This window comes from Aquibacillus sediminis (assembly GCF_005870085.1).
GTDB lineage: Bacteria > Bacillota > Bacilli > Bacillales > Amphibacillaceae > Aquibacillus_E > Aquibacillus_E sediminis.
The window spans coordinates 24,310-41,833 of record NZ_SZNM01000006.1; the positions used below are offsets into that span (position 1 = coordinate 24,310).

21 protein-coding genes are annotated in these 17,524 nt (G+C 34.9%); 14 read left to right on the plus strand and 7 right to left on the minus strand.

The annotated features are described in order from the left end of the window. Positions 1-14: 14 nt before the first annotated feature. Positions 15-635, plus strand: a complete 621-nt coding sequence (locus tag FCI53_RS08350; protein ID WP_138417756.1) for a hypothetical protein — start codon at positions 15-17, stop codon at positions 633-635. An 86-nt stretch (positions 636-721) separates the two neighbouring features. Then, on the plus strand, positions 722-1,066 hold the full coding sequence (locus FCI53_RS08355; RefSeq protein WP_138417758.1) for a four-helix bundle copper-binding protein: 345 nt from the start codon (positions 722-724) through the stop codon (positions 1,064-1,066). Between the two features lie 120 nt (positions 1,067-1,186). On the opposite strand, the gene FCI53_RS21380 is transcribed toward FCI53_RS08355, so the two are convergent. Continuing rightward, positions 1,187-1,339 (minus strand): hypothetical protein, encoded by a 153-nt coding sequence (locus FCI53_RS21380; protein WP_171038108.1) that lies wholly within the window; start codon positions 1,337-1,339, stop codon positions 1,187-1,189. Between the two features lie 15 nt (positions 1,340-1,354). After that, on the minus strand, positions 1,355-1,597 hold the full coding sequence (locus FCI53_RS08360) for a hypothetical protein (protein ID WP_138417760.1): 243 nt from the start codon (positions 1,595-1,597) through the stop codon (positions 1,355-1,357). Between the two features lie 530 nt (positions 1,598-2,127). Between FCI53_RS08360 and FCI53_RS08365 the strand changes: the two genes are divergently transcribed. The 8 genes from FCI53_RS08365 to FCI53_RS08400 all read left to right on the plus strand — a co-directional run bounded on the left by FCI53_RS08365 (position 2,128) and on the right by FCI53_RS08400 (position 9,158). Beyond that, complete coding sequence (locus tag FCI53_RS08365) at positions 2,128-2,670, plus strand: CueP family metal-binding protein (protein ID WP_138417762.1); 543 nt, start codon at positions 2,128-2,130, stop codon at positions 2,668-2,670. Between the two features lie 443 nt (positions 2,671-3,113). Beyond that, positions 3,114-3,947, plus strand: a complete 834-nt coding sequence (gene lgt / locus FCI53_RS08370) for a prolipoprotein diacylglyceryl transferase (RefSeq protein ID WP_138417764.1) — start codon at positions 3,114-3,116, stop codon at positions 3,945-3,947. Between the two features lie 123 nt (positions 3,948-4,070). After that, positions 4,071-4,688, plus strand: coding sequence for a class I SAM-dependent methyltransferase (locus FCI53_RS08375; RefSeq protein ID WP_138417766.1), 618 nt, complete (start codon positions 4,071-4,073; stop codon positions 4,686-4,688). Between the two features lie 75 nt (positions 4,689-4,763). After that, positions 4,764-5,021 carry an amino acid decarboxylase gene (locus FCI53_RS08380; protein WP_138417769.1) on the plus strand — a complete coding sequence of 86 codons (258 nt, stop codon included), beginning with the start codon at positions 4,764-4,766 and terminating at the stop codon, positions 5,019-5,021. Positions 5,022-5,226: 205 nt separating this feature from the next. Beyond that, positions 5,227-5,679: a CopY/TcrY family copper transport repressor gene (locus FCI53_RS08385; protein WP_138418018.1), complete on the plus strand. Its 453-nt coding sequence runs from the start codon at positions 5,227-5,229 to the stop codon at positions 5,677-5,679. Between the two features lie 20 nt (positions 5,680-5,699). Beyond that, positions 5,700-5,915: a cation transporter gene (locus FCI53_RS08390; RefSeq protein WP_138417771.1), complete on the plus strand. Its 216-nt coding sequence runs from the start codon at positions 5,700-5,702 to the stop codon at positions 5,913-5,915. Positions 5,916-5,932: 17 nt separating this feature from the next. Next, positions 5,933-8,389, plus strand: a complete 2,457-nt coding sequence (locus FCI53_RS08395; RefSeq protein ID WP_138417773.1) for a heavy metal translocating P-type ATPase — start codon at positions 5,933-5,935, stop codon at positions 8,387-8,389. A gap of 466 nt (positions 8,390-8,855) precedes the next feature. Then, positions 8,856-9,158, plus strand: coding sequence for a DUF2933 domain-containing protein (locus FCI53_RS08400; protein WP_138417775.1), 303 nt, complete (start codon positions 8,856-8,858; stop codon positions 9,156-9,158). Positions 9,159-9,426: 268 nt separating this feature from the next. Here the strand turns inward: FCI53_RS08400 and FCI53_RS08405 are convergent, their stop codons facing one another. Continuing rightward, positions 9,427-10,287 carry a glycine betaine ABC transporter substrate-binding protein gene (locus tag FCI53_RS08405; RefSeq protein ID WP_246050060.1) on the minus strand — a complete coding sequence of 287 codons (861 nt, stop codon included), beginning with the start codon at positions 10,285-10,287 and terminating at the stop codon, positions 9,427-9,429. Positions 10,288-10,701: 414 nt separating this feature from the next. On the opposite strand from FCI53_RS08405, the gene rlmD reads away from it, so the two are divergent. Next, positions 10,702-12,195 (plus strand): 23S rRNA (uracil(1939)-C(5))-methyltransferase RlmD, encoded by a 1,494-nt coding sequence (rlmD, locus tag FCI53_RS08410; RefSeq protein ID WP_138417779.1) that lies wholly within the window; start codon positions 10,702-10,704, stop codon positions 12,193-12,195. Between the two features lie 7 nt (positions 12,196-12,202). On the opposite strand, the gene FCI53_RS08415 is transcribed toward rlmD, so the two are convergent. Together FCI53_RS08415 and FCI53_RS21385 are read right to left on the minus strand one after the other, a co-directional pair. Further along, a complete protein-coding gene (locus FCI53_RS08415) occupies positions 12,203-13,693 on the minus strand; it encodes a recombinase family protein (protein ID WP_138417781.1) in 1,491 nt (496 codons plus the stop codon). Then, a complete protein-coding gene (locus tag FCI53_RS21385) occupies positions 13,693-13,839 on the minus strand; it encodes a hypothetical protein (protein WP_171038111.1) in 147 nt (48 codons plus the stop codon). Before FCI53_RS21385 ends, FCI53_RS08415 begins: the two co-directional genes overlap by 1 nt. A 495-nt stretch (positions 13,840-14,334) precedes the next feature. Here FCI53_RS21385 and FCI53_RS08420 point away from each other — a divergent pair, with 495 nt between their 5' ends. From FCI53_RS08420 to FCI53_RS08430, 3 genes are all read left to right on the plus strand, one after another. Continuing rightward, positions 14,335-14,715, plus strand: a complete 381-nt coding sequence (locus tag FCI53_RS08420) for a hypothetical protein (protein ID WP_138417783.1) — start codon at positions 14,335-14,337, stop codon at positions 14,713-14,715. After that, entirely contained in the window at positions 14,702-15,274 is a 573-nt protein-coding gene (locus tag FCI53_RS08425; RefSeq protein ID WP_138417786.1) for a helix-turn-helix domain-containing protein, read from the plus strand. The genes FCI53_RS08420 and FCI53_RS08425 overlap by 14 nt, the downstream gene beginning before the upstream one ends. A gap of 353 nt (positions 15,275-15,627) precedes the next feature. Further along, on the plus strand, positions 15,628-15,942 hold the full coding sequence (locus FCI53_RS08430; protein ID WP_138417789.1) for a hypothetical protein: 315 nt from the start codon (positions 15,628-15,630) through the stop codon (positions 15,940-15,942). 170 nt (positions 15,943-16,112) lie between these two features. Here the strand turns inward: FCI53_RS08430 and FCI53_RS08435 are convergent, their stop codons facing one another. Together FCI53_RS08435 and FCI53_RS08440 are read right to left on the minus strand one after the other, a co-directional pair. Continuing rightward, positions 16,113-16,496 (minus strand): hypothetical protein, encoded by a 384-nt coding sequence (locus FCI53_RS08435; RefSeq protein ID WP_138417791.1) that lies wholly within the window; start codon positions 16,494-16,496, stop codon positions 16,113-16,115. Beyond that, a complete protein-coding gene (locus FCI53_RS08440; RefSeq protein WP_138417793.1) occupies positions 16,489-17,172 on the minus strand; it encodes a hypothetical protein in 684 nt (227 codons plus the stop codon). The genes FCI53_RS08435 and FCI53_RS08440 overlap by 8 nt, the downstream gene beginning before the upstream one ends. Positions 17,173-17,524: the final 352 nt, after the last annotated feature.

The following is a 17,524-nucleotide window of genomic DNA, read 5'->3' on the forward strand; positions in this document are numbered from 1 at the left end:
AATAGAAAATGAGGTTGAAAGAAAAAACATTTCGTGAATATGAAGGAGTACTTTTCCTCTTTAAGGATTATCTGAATATGTATGGATATCTAACTTTAGATGATGAAAAACGTAAGAGATGGGAAGCTCAATTTGAAGAAGATGAAGAGAGTTTCACGAAGTTATTTGGTCAGGAAGAAATAACAGAATATCAAATAAGTGAATTTCTGGACTATTTTATGATACGTAAAGTAGTGGCATCGAAATCGTTAATGAAGAATTCCGTTCGAGTGATGAAGAAGTTTTCAAAATGGATGACGGAAGAGGGCTTTAGTGATCATAATTATCAAGATTTTTTTGAAGAAGCGAAAGATCTCCCAAAAGTTGAAAAGCTTGCTGAATTGCTTTTTTATTACGCTCGAAATGCTCCGCAATTACCATACGAGGATGTAATAGAAAGTTCATTTCTAGTGGAAAAGATAGAAAAAGAGAAGTTGTGGTTAGAAGATGACTTTGGGGCTGATATGATTGGTCCTGTCCTAGTTTCAAAGGAGATTTCAAATTTATGTCAGGAAGGCTGGAGAATAAATCTGGAAATAGGCAAATCTGCAGACAACTGGTATATTTTGGAGAGTGGAAATGTGTATCGTTATTAATACCGACATTCATTTCCTTCTCTTGAATAGGAGTTCATGTTGGTACAAATACTAATCTCGAAAAAATTATATGGAGGTTTTTAGATATGGGTGTATTATCAGCATCACCAACTAACATGGATAACTGTATTGATGCGTGTGTGAAGTGTGCGAGAGCTTGTGAAGAATGTACAACTGCTTGTTTACAAGAACCAGACGTACAAGCCAGAGTTCATTGTATCCAAACATTAAATGATTGTGCAGAAAGTTGTTTACAAGCAATAGCTTATATGGCAAGAAATAGTGCACTTTCACAACAACACTGTCAACTATGTGCAGCAATCTGTGAAACATGTGCGATCGAATGTGAAAAGTTTCAAGATGCACATTGTCAAGAGTGTGCGAAAATTTGCCGAGAGTGTGCAGAAGTTTGCCGTATGATGGCTTCTTAATAATGTGATTTTCCCCCTTTTAAAAAGAAAGAGGTTATGGAGTGTACGTGCTTTGCACGCAAAGGAGCAAAAGTGATACTCGTATCTCTTTTGCTCCTTTGATATTTTTGTATATTTCATCTACTTTTCTTGTTCTTTATTATAATTTTTCAATGCTAACTTAGTAGCATAGTACACAACAGCCCCTATTATGATAAGGTTGATTAACCAACCTAATATTCCAAAACCCATCATTCCAATACCATATCCATTCATCATTCCACCGCCCATCATGTTCAAGCCCTCCTACTAGAAGTCACTCATCATGTTTTGGTTGTTATCGTTTTGCATATAGCCATCTTGGCCATGGCAGTTATCAAACATTTCTTTCTGTTCTTTTGTTGAAAGGTCAGGATGCATTTCTTCAATATATGGCTTCATTTGTCCAAAATTAACAAGTCCTTCCCCTTCCCCATTTGTTGCAGCCGAAGTGAATGTTGCACCACCTAATAGAACAGCTCCTGTTAGTACACCTACTACGATTTTTTTCATTTGTAACATCTCCTTTCTTGATTACTATTATTATATCTCTGTTAAATGAAGATTTTATGTAGAACTTATGTGGAAGTTGTGAAGAATAACAAAAGCAGATGTATAGGAACTTTCCAAAAACTTAAAGGCTTTGTTGTATAATCATCCGATCCAATGATGTTGCATTGAAGAATTGTGTTATTAGGTGTAATGTTGCAGGATATCTTAGCAATATAACGTAGAGTGGAAAAAAACTGATAATGTTAACCAATTTAATTTTATAGGGTAAGATTTAGTGATGAAAAAAGAAGTTGTTACGTATAAGTTCCCTTACAACCAACGTATACAAATAAATTTCTACTGATAATGGTTTGTTATCCAGGTTGAATTTATAGTCGTGCAGGCTTGTTGGAGAAATTCAATAAATCTTCATAGATTCTGCAAAATTAACTATTATAATAAATGAGATCATAAAGATATAAAAGAACTATAATGTAAGCTTGTATGGGATATTATTTTAGCTAAAGTAATACTAGAGGAGCTGAAACAAGATGAACAAAAAAATAATGATTGCAGGAATTGCAGTTGTTGTACTTATCGCATTAGTTGTATTAACTAACGTAAGTGATAATCTAAATCAAAATAAAGGGGAAGCACAAGATATAAAAAAGTTGATCAATGATTACACGTTAGGGAACGTACAAGCCCAAAATGCTTCAGTAACGTCTGAGGAACTAATTGTAACGGGAAGTGACAGCAATGAGGAAGTTTATGAAATGCCTGAAGATGAGTTTTTTGTATCTATTGCACCATACGTCGAACAAACACATCCTTGTTCCAACCATAGCTTAACTGGTTGCCAAGGTGAAATGGCAAAAGAAGATTTTGAAGTGTATATTGAGGATGAAGAAGGCAATGCAGTAGTGGATGAAACGATAACATCGCAAGCAAATGGATTTATTGATTTATGGCTCCCGCGTGACAAAACCTATAGTATTAAGATTTCAAACGAAGGAAAATCTGTAGAGTCCGATTTGTCCACATTTGAAGGAGATAACACTTGTATAACAACGATGCAGTTAACAGACGCTTGAGAGAAACTATCCTCATTTATCGGATAGTTTCGTTTACGCCTACGAACCGGCAACATATGACGTAGGCGTTTTTCTATAGGTTTATACTCCTATCTTGTATTATCTGTCATCTTACTATTTAGAAATAATCCAAACGTTTATAAATAGAAGATCAGACGATATGCTTCGTTTGGTTCTGTTCCATTTACTCTAATAACAGAAAAGGGGGTAAAGCAATTTATCTATCCCCAATTCTCCCATAATCATCTTCGTTTTTAAAATCTCTTCCTTTAATTAGCAATCAATAAAAAGCTTTTAGAAATTTATTTAATTTCTGCATGAAAAATCGATAATTTATATTTATAATTCTGTCATACGAAAGGTATAGTTATTGTGAATGGTAATTAGTTAGACATATACCTTTTCTAATTTACAAATAAATAAAGGTATGAGGAGAAGTATAAATGAAGCCATTGATCAGTATTGGGCCCTTTACCCTGTATTTTTTTGGGTTAATGATTGCAATAGGAGCAGTAATTGGTATCTTCCTATTTATTAGAGGGGCAAAGAAACACGGGATGAACCATAATGTATTGTTAGATGTAGCAGTTTATTCTGTAATTGGGGGAATTATAGGGGCAAGGCTGGTTTATGTCCTTGTTTATAACCCTTCTTTTTATTTAGCGAATCCTATAAACATATTATTTGTTCATCAGGGAGGACTTTCTATTCACGGTGGAATAATAGGAGGTCTGTTAGTAGGGTATTTGTTATTAAAGTATCATAAGATTCCGATTTGGAAAACACTCGATTTAGTTGCACCCTCGTTGATATTAGCACAAGGAATAAGCCGAATAGGGTGTGATGTATTTGGCGGTCCTATTTCTTCAAGTTTGCCTTGGGGGATGGAAGTAAATGGAGACTATTTACATCCTGCTCAGGCATATGAATTTATATTAGACTTTATCTTATTTGGTTATTTATGGTTGAGGTTAAAGCGAATCTCTTATAATGGCCAGGTATTTTTACACTATTTAATAGGGTTCATGATTATCAGAGGAATTGTAGAATTTTCAAGAATAAACCCAATTATTTTGGGACCATTTACAGTTAGTCATTTAATGAGTTTGTTAGGAATAATTGTTGGAATTATTTTAATCAAATATCGTAAAAAAACAGAATTGGTTAAAAAACATCATTTCATTAAATTCAAAAGTAGCGATTTTATAAAGGTTGTTCTATTGGTGCTAGTTTTGATCTTATCGTCGCTACTATTATATTTTGGTGTGCAAGGCTAAGTTTTCCATCAAGTTGTGAGGAGGATAGGAATAAAAAAAAAGGATTTCGATTCTACAGTCTATAAATTAATCACATATAACAAGTAAATACTTACACTGATGTACTTCTAGGAGAGATTCCTAATGGAAAAGAATTTAACTGAAAAGATCAAGAACCGGTATAATTGGGTATCAAGTATATATGATTCCATGGATAAGATGATAAAGGAGAGTTGGAGGGCAGACTTGCTCAAAAAAGTAAAAGGTAACGTTCTAGAAGTAGGTGTCGGTACTGGTGCAAATTTGCCTCTTTATCCTGACAATATTCATTTGACAGGCGTTGATTTTAGTTTAGGTATGTTAAAGCAGGCAAGGGAAAAAGTGAATTCTCTTGCGCTACCATATCCAATAACTCTTATAGAAATGGATGCACAACAAATGGACTTTCCAGACAATACGTTTGATAATGTCGTAGCCACATGTGTTTATTGTTCCGTGCCTGACCCTGTACAAGGACTAAAAGAAATGGGCAGAGTCTGTAAACCTGATGGAAAAATCATCTTGTTGGAACATATGAGAAGCGAAAATGAAGTAATAGGAAAAATGATGGATATATTAAATCCTATTACAGTAAATATGTGGGGGGCAAATATTAACCGTAAGACATTGGATAATATAAATCAGGCGGGCTTAATGATTGAACGGAAAGAGGATTTACTTTATAGCATTGTTAGAAAGTTGGTAGTTAAACCTAATAAATAACCATACAAATAGCTATATTCATTGTGTCTTTATTCTACGATGTATGTTTTCATTAAAATCCTAGGGGGGATCGACTTGATAGATATTCAATTAGAAGGAAAGCGGGCTATCATCGATGTTCGACTACAAGCTTTAGCAGGGGAACATCCCGGTAACGATGTTATAAATTATATAAAAAAATCACCATCGGATAGAGATTTTGAAATACATGTCCCTCACAAAGCAAACCCTTTGTTAAAGAAACTAGAAGATATTGGAATGAACGTAATTAGGCATAAAGTGAAAGAAGACCACTATTACTTAATTATAACTAGAAAGCAAATAACTAATTAAATGAACGACAGTTAATCGATTCAAAAGTATCGATTAACTGTTTTTTTGAAATAATCATGGGTATGTTCCGTTCCGTGAGGACTATATAAAAATTATGAAGTAATTGTGAATTAGATTAAATTTGATTGACAATTATTGTTTACAGTCGTAAACTTAAAATATAAACAGATTACAATTGTAAACAAAAAAGGTGATAAAAGTGAAAATGGAAGATAAGTTTCAAATAACAGATGCTGAATGGGAAGTCATGCGTGTAGTTTGGACGCTTCAACAAGCAACCAGCAAAGATATTATAGAGGTTTTACAATCAAAGAAAAACTGGAAGCAGGCAACAGCGAAGACATTGATCGGTCGATTAGTTCAAAAGGGGATGTTAGATACAGAAAAAGATGGAAAAAGATATCTTTACACTGCTGCTGTCGATGAAAATGAAAGTGTTAAAATGTTGCAGGATAGATTGTTTGAACGTATTTGTAATAAAGAAGTAGGCAAAACAATTGCAACAATGATCCTAGAATCAACTTTAAGTCATGATGATATTAAATTATTAGAAAAAAATTTAGAGATGAAGAAAAGTCAAGCGGTAGAAGAAGTGAAGTGCAATTGTGTACCAGGGCAATGCCAATGTAAAGGGCATCTTCATCAAAATCATCATTAAAAAATAAGAAGTGTTAAGGAATGGGAAAAGTAACTATAAATATTACAGGTATGAGTTGTGGACACTGTGTCAATAAAATTGAAACGGCACTAAAAGAGCAGAAGGGTGTAGGGAAAGCGAAAGTTAACCTTAAAAAAGGTACTGCTGTTGTAAAGTACAATGAATCCATACTGACATCTGACAAAATAACAGAGGTAGTTGGTGAAGTAGGGCATCAAGCGGAATTAGCTAATTAAGCGAAAGGGTGAGAAAGGTGACTACAAAAACATTAAATATTGAAGGAATGACGTGTGCATCCTGTGCACAAACAGTTGAAAAATCTACAAAAAAGCTTCAGGGTGTTAATACTTCAAATGTTAATTTAGCAACTGAAAAACTCAGTATAGATTTTGATGAAAATAAAGTTTCTATAGAAGACATTCAAACTGCTGTTGATAAGGCAGGTTACAAGGCAATAGCAGATACAGAAAAGAAGACCTTTTCTATTTCAGGGATGACGTGTGCATCCTGTGCGCAAACGATTGAAAAAGCAACTAGCAAGCTAGATGGTGTAATCGATTTAAACGTAAATTTAGCAACTGAAAAAATGAATATTCAGTATGATTCTTCTGTTGTTACTGTTTCTGATATTACCGATGCTGTAGCAAATGCAGGGTATGAAGCGCGTGAAGATGTCGGTTCATCCTCAGAATCAGTAGACGAAGACCACGAGAAAAAGGAAAGAGAAATAAAAAGTTTGTGGAAAAGATTTTTAATTTCAGCTATTTTTGCAACACCATTGCTCTATATCGCAATGGGACATCTAATAGGAGCACCATTACCACGTTTTATTGATCCTGAATTTAATCCAGAAGCATTTGCGCTGGTTCAGCTTGTACTAACGTTACCTGTAGTGGTTGTGAACAAAAGTATTTATTTTGTGGGTTTTAAAACGTTATTTCGTGGACATCCAAACATGGACTCTTTAATTGCAATTGGCACAAGTGCTGCATTCTTATATGGTGTTTTTGCAACTGTTATGATCCTTTCTGGGGAAATAAGTTTTGCAAATGATTTATACTTTGAAACAGCAGCAGTTATTTTAGCGCTAATTACATTGGGGAAATATCTTGAAACCTTAACAAAAGGAAGAACATCAGAGGCAATTAAAAAGTTAATGGGCTTAGCACCTAAGACAGCTAGGCTTTTCAGGGATGGAAAAGAAGTAGAAATATCGATTGATGAAGTAGTTGTAGATGACATTGTAATTGTTAAACCTGGTGAAAAGCTACCTGTTGATGGAGTGGTTACAGAGGGGACGACAGCTGTAGATGAATCGATGCTTACCGGCGAAAGTATTCCTGTTGAAAAGAACACGGATGACCCTGTCATTGGTGGAAGTATTAATAAAAATGGAACGATTCAATACCGAGCAACAAAAGTCGGTAAAGATACAGCACTATCGCAAATAATTAAATTGGTTGAAGACGCACAAGGATCGAAAGCACCAATAGCTAAAATGGCGGATATTATTTCAGGTTACTTTGTGCCAATTGTAATAGCACTTGCAATACTTTCTGGCTTAGCATGGTACTTTGCAGGACAAACTGGATTATTTGCATTAACAATTTTTATTTCGGTATTAGTTATTGCATGTCCTTGTGCTTTAGGTTTAGCAACTCCAACAGCTATCATGATTGGTACTGGTAAAGGTGCTGAGAATGGTGTACTCATTAAAAGTGGTACTGCACTGGAAACAACCCACAAACTAAAAACAATTGTATTTGATAAAACTGGGACGATTACAGAAGGAAAACCTAAAGTCACTGACACCGTTACAGTGAATGGACTATCAGAATATGAGTTGTTAAGTTTAGCAGCTTCAGCTGAAAAAGGGTCTGAACATCCTTTAGGGGAAGCGATTGTAAGAGATGCAGAAGAAAAAGGATTAGATTTATGGAAAACAACTGCATTTAATGCTATTCCAGGACACGGAATTGAAGTAACAGTAAATGATAAAAATTTGCTATTAGGAAACAAAAAATTGATGGATGATCGTAATATCTCATTAGGTTCACTTTCAGGTACTTTAGATCAGCTAGCCGATGGTAAAACACCGATGTATATTGCAATAGATGATAAAATTGCTGGAATAATTGCTGTAGCAGATACCGTTAAGGAAAATAGTGTGAAGGCAATTGAGAAACTGCACCAAATGGGAATAGAAGTAGCAATGATTACTGGTGATAATAAACGAACAGCTGAAGCAATTGCAAAGCAAGTAGGTATCGATAGAGTACTGAGTGAAGTATTGCCAGAAGACAAAGCTAGTGAAGTGAAAAAACTTCAAGGGGAAGGTATCAAAATTGCGATGGTTGGAGATGGAATTAACGATGCACCGGCGCTTGCTCAAGCTGATGTTGGGATTGCAATTGGATCTGGAACAGATGTCGCAATGGAATCAGCTGATATTGTTCTAATGAGAAGTGACCTAATCGATGTTCCGACAGCAGTACAGTTAAGTAAATCTACGATAAGAAATATCAAAGAGAATTTATTTTGGGCATTTGCCTATAACACGGCTGGCATTCCGGTTGCGATGGGAATACTATTCCTATTCGGAGGACCACTGTTAAGTCCTATGTTTGCAGCAGCTGCTATGAGCTTTAGTTCTGTATCTGTATTACTAAATGCATTAAGACTAAAAAGGTTTAAACCCTCTACTAATTAACACAAAAACTAATATAATAAAGACGAAGTGTAAAATGCAAACAAAGGTAATGGTGTTTGTGTAAAATTCACAATCTTGGCAAAAATTTTGCATTAATTCTGCACAATGAAGCCTTAAGATAAGCTTATAGAAGTTAAATAAAAACCAAAACGGCTCAGACGACGTGCTGAATTTTATCCAGGTGCAACCGTCCGTAAGACTCCCACTGCAAAACATGAAGTGAAACGGAGATGTTTAACTGGGAGTAAAACTATCGCTTTCACCCCGAATGGATCAACTAACACTCAGTGGGGGAAGAGCAAAAACCCACACTGAGTGAAGTTTCACTTTATATAAATATTCTAAATCTATTATAGGAGTGAACAATACGAACTAATGAAGATGCACTAAAAGAAGTTATTGGTGACAGAGGATGTGAGGTCGTAGCCTAAACGGCGTTTGGTAATGATTGTTGGAGGTGTTAATTATGGACTGGGCATTGCTTTTAGTTCTTCTGATTTGTCCATTGATGATGCTTTTTATGCACGGTGGTCATAAGGGGCATAAACATGGTGGTCGAAAAAAAGGCAGTCACTCACACCATGGACATGGTGAACAAAGCCACAAATTAAATGAACATGTAGGTAGTTCTAGTGGAGTAGAAAGACTAGATAGTTATAAAGTAAAGCAATTAGAGGGAGAAATTGAGTTCTTAAAAGAACAAAATGAATTACTACAAAAGAAAGTAGAAGATCTTTCACATGATGTTACTCATAAATCGAAAATCTAAATAAATTAAAAGAGGGTGTTACTAAAAGATAAGCTTTAGTTACATCCTCTATTTTCATAATTTGCAAACAGTTTATCTATATTTTTATTCATAAAATCTGGATTATGACTATTACAAACAATCATCTGGTTATCTAATTTTGCTCTCGTCTTCAAACCGTTCTTTTAAGTATCGGGTTTATTGATTCTTTGTTTTTTTAGAAAAAAAATTTTATCACTTTATCATATGTAAAAAAGGATACCTTGCTAGAGGTATCCCTTTTCATAGTTTATTCTGTTGGCAACTCCTCAATACTATCAATATCCATATACGCTGGCACAACAAAACCTTGTTGAGCACCTTCTAGACTTGGTCCCAAGTCCACAATTTCATCTTTATACTGCTCAGCATAGGAGGCAGCACCTACAGGGAGCCAGGCGATTAACATTCCATCGATTTCTCCTTTAGAAAGAGATTCGAATGCGATCCCCATATCGAGTGATGTTAATTCGACATTGTAGCCCAATTCTTCAAGAACAAGGGTAACAACATTGGTGGAAGAAAGTTCAGTATCCCAGTTTACATAGGCCAGTTCAACGGTGTCTCCATCTACTGGTTCAATACCTTCCATCCAGCCTTCCACTTTATCTCGATTGTCTGCGATCCATTCTTCTGCCGCATCTCGAGGCTCTATATCTTCGTCCTGGCTGAATAGTGACATCACGGCATTCATGTCAGCTACTTCCCAATAGAAGTTGTCTAGCAGCTGATAGGCTGATGGATGTTCATCTTCAAGGCCGTGCCGTACCATCGTATGTATGTTTTCCTCTGCCCCTAGAGTTCCTTTAGGATCCTCTAAGAATTTCAAATCATTTTCACTGAACATCCAATGCGGTTGCCAAAGAGTAACCACAATTGGTTCTTCATTTTCTATGGCATTTTGCAGCTCCGTGATCATTGCTGGTTCGGAACTTGGCGTCAGTTCCACATCTAAATTATATGCATCAACGGTTTCTTGCGCGATATTCATCGTTCCGGATCCTGGCTCAATCCCCACAATTTCATCAATTTCAGCTGAAGTGTTTTCTTCGGTGGTATTTTCTTCGCCATCAACATCTCCCGATTGGCAGCCTACTAACAACAATAACATCCCTATGCTGAAGAGGATGATGCCTTTATTTACTTGTAATCTCATCTTCTCGTAAACCCCTTCCATAAAAGTTTTTACTAAAATTGCCAATAATTTTATGATAGAGCAGAACAAGTTAAAGGGCAAAACCGATAACAGCGATTCTAAGCCAATCTTAGAGGAAACATATAATTCAGTGAGGTTTATCGGCAATTTTTGTCAAAATTCTGCCATATTTGATTTTTAAAATGGATATTTATGTAAACAGCATCCGAAAAAACGGGAGCTATTCTATTATCTACTTTATGTTGAACCTGCTGATGAAGAATTGCTAATCCAGTATTTGGAGGGAAGGTTTTTACGATAGGCGTTTTACTGCTAACTTCGTGTAGTATATAATGTAAGTTTAAGTAAGAAGAAAGATGGGAAGTGCCTATGACGAAACAAAAGAATCGTGGATATAATAAAACGCAAAAAAAACACAACCGTTCTAATAAAAAATATAATAAACAGAGCCCTTCACAGGGAGGCCGTAAAAATAGCAAATCCCAAGGCAAGCCTGCAATAACCAATGTGGGTCGAGGTAAACAGAAAACTGTAGCAGCGCAGGTTAGTTGCTCAGGATTGACTGATGAAGGCAAAGGTATTGTCCAGTGGGAAGGGAAACAACTAGAGGTAGCGCATCTGATGCCTGGGGAAAAGGCTGAGGTAGTTATATCCTCAAAAGGGCGATATGTAAATGCGGAGTTGAAACGGGTGATTACACCGTCTAAGGACCGAGTGAAGCCAGCATGCACCTATTATTACGAATGCGGTGGGTGTCAGCTGCAACATATGAACGCACAGGCGCAAATGCGTTTTAAACAAGAAACGATCGATGCACTGATGCAGCCGTTCGGTAAGCCGGAAGCCATTTTAACGATGGACGATCCGTATGATTATCGTAATAAGAGCCATATGTCATTTGGTCTGAATAAGGAGCGGCAAATCATTGGCGGGCTATACGCCCAGAATACCCATCAGATCATATCGATGGAACAGTGTCTCATTCATGATCCGAAAGCCGATGAGATAGGGGAAACCATTAAGGATTTGATGAAATCCTTTAAAATGCAGCCATATAATGAAGACACTGGACGAGGCTTCTTGCGTCACGTGCTTGTGAAAGTTGGTAAGGTAAGTGGCGAGATTATGGTCGTGTTAGTAGTCGCATCATCTGTTTTTAAGGGTAAGAATAACTTTGTTAAAGCATTAAGGAACGCCCACCCAGAGATTACCACGATATTGATGAATGTGAATAACCGGAACACAAGCATGGTGCTCGGGGATCAGGAAAAGGTGCTGTTTGGTAAAGGAACGATAACAGACACTCTTTGTGGGTTGAAGTTCGATATCTCAGCGAAGTCTTTTTATCAGATTAATCCGATCCAAACGGAAAAGTTGTATGCAAAGGCGATTGAAATGGCACAGCTGACAGGTAAGGAAACGGTGGTGGATGCCTACTGTGGAATTGGTACGATTGGCCTAGTTGCTAGTCAAAAAGCTGGAAAAGTCATTGGCGTGGAGCTGAACAAAGATGCGGTAGGCGATGCAATACGCAATTCTAAGCGCAATGGTGTGAAAAATGCTCGTTTCTACCAAGGGGATGCCGGTGAGTTCATGGTACAAATGGCAGGCCGCGGCGAAAAAGCCGATGTGGTGATTATGGATCCGCCAAGAAGCGGTAGTGATGAAGCGTTTTTGTCTAGCGTGGTGAAGTTGAAGCCGAAGCGAGTCGTATATGTCTCCTGTAATCCAGTGACACAAGCACGAGATATGAAGTACTTGGTGAAGAACGGATACGAAGTGGAAGGTATTCAGCCAGTAGATATGTTTCCACAGACAGTGCATGTGGAGTGCATTTCACAGTTAGTTTTAAAAAATGATTGAGGGGGAATTATAACCCCTCAACCTTAGAAAACTTGTAGTAAATCTTAATATCCTTACTTTCTCTCACTTCGATTTTATCAATAAAACGTAGTAACATTTCGGATGTTAATTTGTTGAAATGTAAAAATCCTTTAAGTTGTTCTAAGATGGCAGATATTTTACTTGTTTCGTGACTTTCTGCCATCTCTTTTTTTATCTCTACTTTTTCTAATTCTAGTTGTTTTAGTTTTTCTTGTGTCAGATTTACAAATTCGTCATAATCCTTTTTAGAAATCTCCTCGCTAATAAACTTTTGCAAGGCATTCCGCTTCAGTTCCATTTGTTTCTCAATCTGTTTTTCAATAGTTAGTAGTCTAGACTCACTCTTTTTTGTAGCATCCTTGACCTTTTGTTTAATCTTATTTTCTAGGTTAGGTTTATCTAAACTACTAGATATTTTCTTGAGGTCATCAAGGATTATTTCAATCAGTTCTTGTTCCTTAACTACATGGTTAGAACATGCTTTATTACCATGTTTAGCGTGAGTGCCACAAATATAACCTTTACGGTTGGCACGATACCACATTCCATTTCCGCATTTGGAGCAGTATGCGATATTAGTAAAAAGGTGTTTTTCCTTTCTAGTTCCACCCCTACCTCTTCTAGCTTTTTGTTCAAGTATCTTTTGCACTTGTTCAAAAACATCTCTTGAAATTACAGGTTCATGAGTATTAGGAATAGTTATCCATTCGTTTTGGTCATTTGCTTTACGTGTCTTGTTTGTCACGTTTGTAGTGGTTTCTCTGCCTTGTACAAGGTCTCCTACATAGTGAGGGTTCTTTAATATCTTCTTAACGGTTGAGCCTTGCCAATAAACCCCTGCATTAGCTTTTCCAATAACTTGCGAAGGAGTTGGAATATCCTTATTAGTGAGATACCTTGCAATTTTATCATGTCCCCAACCTTCTATATACTTGTCAAAGATGTCACGTACAATATCTACCGTGTAATCACCTCTTATTAGTAGCTTCCCCTTATTAAGATTGTAGCCATAAGGGGGAATGCTCCCCATAAATTTTCCGCTCTTGTATTTCATGTGATAAACAGATTTAATACGGTCACTAATTCGTTGGCTTTCACTTTCATAAATCCAAGCATATAGACCGAACATAGCTTGTTTTGAGAAATCTTGTGTATCTACTTTTCCATCTAAAGTTATCAAGCGAACCCCTTTTGTTTCAGCTACTCGCTTAAGTTGATATAGTAGTTCCACATTCCGCCCTAATCTGCTTAACTCTTTAGCTACTATTACATCAAATTCCTTGTTCTCAGCATCACAAAGAAGTTTTTTTAACCCCTCACGTTTGTCTGTTGTACCAGTTTGAACATCGGTATAGAAGTCGTAAAGGTCTAAGTCATTTTCATTGATGTAATCTAAAATCATATGCTTTTGATTTTCAGGTGATTCTTTTTGCCCATCGTTATTGGTAGAAACCCGAACATATCCTACTACTTTCATTATTGTCGCCCTCCATTGGTAGCGACTATATCTACTTGTTTATTATTGTAAGCGGCAGATAGTACTTTTTCAATTTCTTTATCTAACTGATTTAGAAGTAATAACATAAATTCTTGTTTTCCAATAAATTCCCTTTCAATTTTCATTATTATCTCTCCTCTCAACGTAGCAATCGTTATATGTGAAAAATAGTTGCCATTATTTTTGGGAGAGAAGAAAGACTTTCTGCTGAATTCAATATTTATATTTACCTTATTACTGTCTGTACTACCCCCATGGAGTGCCTAGTCAACGAAATGTCCTAATATTCTTTTAGGTATCCATCGTGTTACTTATACAAAAAAATTGTGAATCGATTGTGTGTACAAAGTTTATAAAAGTTTAACCTAAATGCAGAAATTAAAATTTTATGAAGTTCTTACTATTAGCTGGTATTCTCTCGGCTCATTTATATAGGAAATATTAAGGTATCTTTGTTATTTCTATAGAAAGGTAAGGGCTATTCGTGTGGTCGTCTATTTAATTTAATTTAATTGTACGTAAACATTTCTAAAAAATTGGGCAACTATTTAAGAGTAAAATCGATTACTAGTGTGTGAAGCGGATAACCGCTAAATATTAACAAAGAGGAGAAATGTATAATGGGGAATTTGTTATTGCATTACACGAAGAAGGAAGTAAGAACAGGGTTTGAAAATTTAATGAAGGAAAGGGAGGAAATTAAATATCAAGCTATTCTTTATTGTGTTGAAGAGGGGTGGTTAGAGGTTGGTCTATCAGAGAATGACAGAGTTATTGTGTTTACTGAATTATCGAATGAGTGTAAATCGGTTGATGAATTACTTATGAAATTAAATAAAGGTTATGGTAAAGATGCGATGATTATGGAATGTTTAACTGAAGGTTACTTAACTCTAGTAGATTTACCTGATGGTTCATATATTGTGTGTGAGGAACTTCCATTTACAAACCATGACTTAACACTTGTACTAGAGGTAGGTGATAAAGATGATAAAAAATAAAGAACAAATAGTTAAAGAACTTCCTAATCATATAGTTAATAAAGGGTATTCTCAGATACCAGACTGTGTGACTATGTGCTATGATTTAACAACTGACGAGAAAGCACTTTATTGTTTTCTATTGAAAAACTTTAATTCCAAGATGGGGTATGCTTACCCATCTTGGGATTACATCAAACTGATCCTGAACAGAGGAGATGGAAAAGTTAATAAAACTATTCAAGGATTAGAGGAGAAGGGACTTATAAGAAAGAAAAAAGTAAGAGGTAAAAGAAATCGCTATTATCTATGTACCTTAAAAAACGTCCCTTGCATAAATTTGAGTGAAGCTACATTCTACTTTAAGAAAATCGTTGAGGAATATGATATAGAAGTTGAAGTATGGAATGTTATAAAAGAAGTAATAAGGAGTGAGAAGTATAATTGGTATAAAGAGAACTATTGTGATGAAATTCTAATAGATTATTATCTCTATCTAAAAGATGTTGTAAGTAATAGTCTTGGTATAGATATTGAATTGGGTTTCATAAAAGAAAACAAGAAAGAGTTTCCCTTTTAATTTAGGCTCTGTATACTTTGTGTACGGAGCTATTTATTTGCTTTTTGGTAAGAAGAGTACAGCGTTTTGAGTAATAAGTTCTTACATTCAGCAAAGGGTTTTATTAAAGGATAGAGGTAGTTCTGTTGAATGAGAGTAGGTGGTTTTCATTTAGCATACAATACATACTTATTAATATATATTTAGTAATTTATATTTCTAAAATAAAGATTAAGAAAATAAAAATGCTTTTAGGTGTTGGTATTACTTCAATATTAATTTTCGGCTAATAATAATTGGAAATTTACGATTGGAAATATTAAATAGTTTAATGTAACATTTATAAAGACAAATGTTTAAAGGAGAGTGTAAAATTGCAAGCAAAAAAAGTTTCAACTCAATCTAATGTAGTAACAAAACAAGATTCAAAGGATAGACTAGGTTCAGCTGTTGTTTCATTAATAATAGGTATTTTTTCTATATTACTACTTCTTCTTGGTCCTGTAGGTGTGATTATTTCTGGTATATTATCGATTGTTGGTTTAACCTTGGGGTTAAAAGCAAAGAACTCGTCTAGTGGTAGAGGATTAGCTATTGCAGGTATTACATTAACTATAATACCATTAGTGATTTTTGTGTTGGTAATTATCGCATCAATTGTACTAGCTATTGCAGGCTTATCTCTATAGTAGGTGTAATTATCGATGCTTCGTTTTTATAATACATAAGTTAGAAGTGAAATTAAGTTTTGTTAGTGTTGGTTGTTCTTATATCATAAGAAGAGTATAGAACTTTATCGTGTGCTATTACTTAACAAGGTAATAGCCTTTTACTTTGAAAAATTTGTATACACCAAAACTTAATTGCGTTTAATCCGTTTATAATTAGAAAAACTAAATTTAGCAGCAAAATAACCTCCAAATTTAGTATCTTCAATCTGTACCTCTTCAACGAAATACCTAACCCCATTATTATAGCCGATGATAGCAATATCATCTCTATCAATAAATTTATCTGGAAATATAAAATCTGAATAAGGCGGGGAAGAAAAGTATCCCTTATTAACTCTTTCTTTTTTTAAGTGATTTTGTACCCATTCATGCCTGAATTGTTCTACTTTATTAGTATTTTGTTTAGTGAAGATATAAGTAGTATTTATATCATAATAGTCTAAACCGATAAATAGTGTGCAATCTTGTAAAATTAAAGGGTTATTTTTCTTAATAAACAAATTTTCAATCATCTTCTTTACCTTCAATCCTAGAAATAATTAACGCATGCTTAAGTTCCTCTATTTCTTTAACTAAATCTGTTAAATCTTTCTGTATAATTTGCATTTGTCCTTCGCGTTCATCTAAATTTATCTCTATATTTCTAATAATTTTTCTTGATGCACGGTTATCTTTTGGGTAAGTATAATATGTGATTTTTGCATTTACACTTTTGGGATTATCAGAATTAAAATAACTTATTGCTGAATCATAAAAAAAGATTACTTCTTCACCTTTTTCTAGTAAAGGCGTTCTTTTAAACATTGGAAGTTTATTGAGAGTAGAATTGCCATAAGGTATATCAGGATCCAATATAATATTAATATCATATGCAGCACCACCACCAGAATTTTTAAAATGAAAGTTAAGAAAATTGGAGTTTTTTACATCTGGTATTAGTCTAAGAGTGACAACAGGTTCTTCTTGTGCAATTCTTTGTTTTCTAGTTTCATTAAACATTAGAAAATTTACAAATAATAAACTTAATCCACCTAATGTTGCAATTGAAGTTGATATTGCTGAGATACCAGTAAATAGATTATTACTAATACTAATATTTAATAGTTGTTTATACAACAGAATAATCATTAGGGAAAAGAAGCTTAGAAAACAAGTGAAAATACCTAGACCATATAAAAGCTTTTTCAAAATTAAACAACTCACTTTCCAATAAATGTTAGACTCGGTTTGTAGAACCGCCGATTATGTTTATATTTCGACATAAAATTTAGATATCCTTTTCGTTTAAGCATATAGGAAGGAACTATTCGGATTTGTAAGTAAGCTACTTTAATTTTTTAAGAGCAACTGAATGCAATTTATAATAAAAAAAGAGCGGTTCTAATTACCGCCCTCAGCTATAACATAAGTAGATATAGTTCACTAGTAGTTTATTTTACCCGTTAAAAACACTCAACACACGTTGAGTCTGTCGCACAATTAACATTAAAGTCGTCTAACTAAAACACTCATGCTAGTTTTAAAAAAGTTGTTTGTACGT

Coding starts and splice junctions, on each gene's coding strand:
- FCI53_RS21380 (WP_171038108.1), bottom strand. CDS start 1,339: ATGATGGGCGGTGGAATGATGAATGGATATGGTATTGGAATGATGGGT.
- FCI53_RS08365 (WP_138417762.1), top strand. CDS start 2,128: ATGAACAAAAAAATAATGATTGCAGGAATTGCAGTTGTTGTACTTATC.
- FCI53_RS08385 (WP_138418018.1), top strand. CDS start 5,227: ATGGAAGATAAGTTTCAAATAACAGATGCTGAATGGGAAGTCATGCGT.
- FCI53_RS08400 (WP_138417775.1), top strand. CDS start 8,856: ATGGACTGGGCATTGCTTTTAGTTCTTCTGATTTGTCCATTGATGATG.
- FCI53_RS08405 (WP_246050060.1), bottom strand. CDS start 10,287: ATGTTATTGTTGTTAGTAGGCTGCCAATCGGGAGATGTTGATGGCGAA.
- FCI53_RS08420 (WP_138417783.1), top strand. CDS start 14,335: ATGGGGAATTTGTTATTGCATTACACGAAGAAGGAAGTAAGAACAGGG.
- FCI53_RS08425 (WP_138417786.1), top strand. CDS start 14,702: ATGATAAAAAATAAAGAACAAATAGTTAAAGAACTTCCTAATCATATA.
- rlmD (WP_138417779.1), top strand. CDS start 10,702: ATGACGAAACAAAAGAATCGTGGATATAATAAAACGCAAAAAAAACAC.
- FCI53_RS21385 (WP_171038111.1), bottom strand. CDS start 13,839: ATGAAAATTGAAAGGGAATTTATTGGAAAACAAGAATTTATGTTATTA.
- FCI53_RS08435 (WP_138417791.1), bottom strand. CDS start 16,496: ATGATTGAAAATTTGTTTATTAAGAAAAATAACCCTTTAATTTTACAA.
- FCI53_RS08355 (WP_138417758.1), top strand. CDS start 722: ATGGGTGTATTATCAGCATCACCAACTAACATGGATAACTGTATTGAT.
- FCI53_RS08360 (WP_138417760.1), bottom strand. CDS start 1,597: ATGAAAAAAATCGTAGTAGGTGTACTAACAGGAGCTGTTCTATTAGGT.
- FCI53_RS08390 (WP_138417771.1), top strand. CDS start 5,700: ATGGGAAAAGTAACTATAAATATTACAGGTATGAGTTGTGGACACTGT.
- FCI53_RS08415 (WP_138417781.1), bottom strand. CDS start 13,693: ATGAAAGTAGTAGGATATGTTCGGGTTTCTACCAATAACGATGGGCAA.
- lgt (WP_138417764.1), top strand. CDS start 3,114: ATGAAGCCATTGATCAGTATTGGGCCCTTTACCCTGTATTTTTTTGGG.
- FCI53_RS08375 (WP_138417766.1), top strand. CDS start 4,071: ATGGAAAAGAATTTAACTGAAAAGATCAAGAACCGGTATAATTGGGTA.